This window comes from Luteibacter sp. P4_D7_3 (genome assembly GCF_056401735.1).
The window spans coordinates 1-2,944 of record NZ_JBFUIT010000412.1 but is presented as its reverse complement, the minus strand read 5'-3'; the positions used below and the strand labels follow the sequence as shown (position 1 = coordinate 2,944).

Sequence of the window (2,944 nt, the reverse complement as noted above, 5' to 3'; positions counted from 1 at the left end):
GGCGAGGCCTGCGCCGCGCCAGCCATGGCGGAAGGCGAAGAACAGCACCGGCGCCAGCGACAACACCCGCGCGAACTGCGGCTGGGGCGAGTATTCGGCCAGGGTGATCAGGATCGCCAGCGAGGGCAGCATCACCAGCAAGCCGTCCAGGAGCAGCTCGGCGAGGGCGGACTGGGTGGGCCGTTCGCGGAAGATCAGGATCATCACCGGGACGACGAGCAGCACGCCTAGGTAGTTACCGAGGAGATCGCTGCCGAAGGTGGTGCCGAGCATTTCCACGGGGGCCGCCGGATGCAGCGAGGCCATCATCGCGGCATTGCCGGCGGTGGCGACGGTGGCCGTGACCATKGCCGACAGCAGCAGGCGGGCGACGTCTTCCGGGGTATTCAGGCTGGCATGCAGGTGGGCGCGACGCAGCAGCCAGAGGCAGGCAGCGACCATCAGCGGCTCGGGCGCGTCGCCCAGCACGAAGCCGGCACCGCCGATCGGCAGTCCGCTACGCCACTCGCAAAACGTGCTGGCGAGGATCTCGGCGCCGAGGATCCAGAACCAGTTCCGGGTCCGCATGAGGAGCAGGGCGCCGAAGCGCAGGCCGAAGGGCAGCACCCAATAGGGCTGTTCCGTCGGCCACAGCAGGATCCAGGCCGCGGCATAGACGAGGGCAAACAGAGGGCCGGCGAACCGGGAGACGGCGTTTAGTCGCATTCCCCGAATGTTACACGGCGAACCTCAGATGACGTTGCACGGTTCCACCCATACGCACGCGTCGGGCGAGCCTGCTACATTCTGTCCATGCCAAGAATCGTCCTTGTAGATGACCACGCCATCGTTCGTGAGGGTTTCAAACGCCTCATCGAGCTGGAACCTGACCTCGACGTCGTCGCTGAGGCAAGGAACGCCGACGAGGCGGTGGACGCTGTGACCCAGCATCTTCCCGACCTGGTCGCGGTGGATCTCTCCTTGCCCGATGGCAGCGGGCTTCCGTTGATCGAGCACCTGGCGAGTATTTCGCCGGACATGAAGATCGTGGTGCTGAGCATGCACGACGGCGAGCCTTATGTTTCCGAGGCGCTGCGTCGCGGTGCCCGCGGCTATGTCACCAAGGGCGTGGCGCCCGAGGAGCTGGTCGTGGCGGTGCGCGCCGTGCTGGCGGGCGAGCAGTATCTGAGCTCGGACCTGCGTGAGCGCCGTTCCGGCCGGTCGTCGGTGGACCTCGATCCATTCAGTCGCCTGACGGCGCGCGAGCGTGAGGTCTTCCTGCTGCTAGCGGCAGGGCGGGCACCCAAGCAGGTGGCTGCGGAGCTTGGTATCGGGCAGAAGACGATCTATATCCACCGCGCGGCGGTGATGAACAAGCTCAACGCGGGGTCCGAGCTGGATCTTTATCGGATGGCGCAGGAGCGGGGGCTTATTCGCGCCTGATCGGGGTTGCCGCAACCTGGTTTTCGCCGATGAATCGGCTCCTACAAGAGCTAAAAGCCAAGGGTTAGCCCTGTGCTCGGTCGAGCATCTTCTTGGCGTGGGCGCGGGTTTCCTTGGTGATTTCCACGCCGCCGAGCATGCGTGAGAGCTCGTCGCGCCGGCCCGCGGCGTCCAGGGTGTGGATGCGCGTGCGGGTGGCTTCGCCATCGCTTTCCTTGGCGACCTGCAGGTGCGCGTGGCCTTGGGCGGCCACCTGGGGCAGGTGGGTGACGCACATCACCTGGACCCGCTCGCCGAGCGCACGCAGTTTCTGACCGACCACTTCGGCGACGGCGCCACCGATGCCGGTGTCCACTTCGTCGAAGATCATGCAGCCGATGTTGTCGTTGCCCAGCGTAGCCACTTCGATGGCCAGGCTGATGCGGGCGAGTTCGCCACCCGAGGCCACCTTGCGCAGCGGGCGCGGCGGCTGGCCGGGGTTGGCGCTGACCAGCAGTTCGCAGCGCTCACGACCTTGTGGATCGGGTTCGTCGCCGTCCACGCGCTCCAGCGAGACTTCCAGGCGACCGCCGGCCATGCCGAGCTCGCCCATCAGCGCAGCCACCGAGGTGCCAAGGCGACCGGCGGCGGCAAAGCGCGCGGCCGACAAGGCGGCCGCCGCTTCGTCATACGCCTTGTGCAGGCGATCGCGCTCACGTCCGAGGCGATCCAGGGCATCGCCGGCGCCTTCGAGCTCGGCGAGGCGCTCGCGAATCTCCTCAGCCTTCACCGTCAGTTCCTCGATCGGCAGCCGGTAACGGCGCGAGAGGTCGTGCAGGTGTGTGAGCTGGGTGTCGACCTCGGCGAGGCGTTCGGGGTCGAGTTCCACGTCCTGGGCGTAGCGGCCCAGACCGTCCACGGCTTCGCCCAGCTGGATCTGGGCGCTGTCGAGCAATTCGAGGGTAGGGACCAGCGAGGCATCTAGTTCGGCAAGTCGCGACAGCTCGGCATGAGCGCGGAGCAGGGCGCGACCGACCGCGAACTCACTCTCGCCATCGAGGATTTCGACCACGCCATTGGCGCCTTCGGCCAGCCTTCCGGCGTTGGCCAGGCGGCGATGCTGCGCTTCGAGTTCTTCCAGCGCGGCGGGGACCAGGGCCCACCGATCCAGTTCTTCCAGTTCGTGGGCGAGCAACTCGATCTGACGCTCGCGATCGTCACCACCGGAGAGCGTGCGGATGCGGGCGACAGCCTCACGCCACGACTTCGCGGTCTCGCGAACGCTCGTCTGCAGCACCTCGTTGCCGGCGTAGGCGTCCAGCAAGGCCATCTGATGCTGGCGCGAAAGCAGGGCCTGGTGCTCGTGCTGACCGTGGATCTCAACGATGAGCGCAGCCAGCGCCGACATCTGGGCGAGGCTCGCCGGGCGGCCGTTGATCCAGCCGCGCGAGCTGCCTTCGACGCGGATCACGCGGCGCAGCTGGCAGGTCTCGCCGTCGTCCAGTTCTTCCTGGCGCAGCCATTCGGTGGCCTCGGGCAGGCC

General features: G+C 67.2%; 3 protein-coding genes. 1 reads left to right on the top strand and 2 read right to left on the bottom strand.

From position 1 onward, the window contains the following. Positions 1-705: MASE1 domain-containing protein (locus tag AC1DSN_RS20795; protein ID WP_477332603.1), on the bottom strand; the 705-nt coding region annotated here is incomplete at its 3' end. 87 nt (positions 706-792) lie between these two features. On the opposite strand from AC1DSN_RS20795, the gene AC1DSN_RS20790 reads away from it, so the two are divergent. Then, complete coding sequence (locus AC1DSN_RS20790; protein ID WP_063572096.1) at positions 793-1,422, top strand: response regulator transcription factor; 630 nt, start codon at positions 793-795, stop codon at positions 1,420-1,422. Between the two features lie 64 nt (positions 1,423-1,486). Here AC1DSN_RS20790 and recN read toward each other — a convergent pair. After that, the coding region (gene recN / locus AC1DSN_RS20785) for a DNA repair protein RecN (protein ID WP_477332601.1) at positions 1,487-2,944 on the bottom strand (1,458 nt) is incomplete at its 5' end.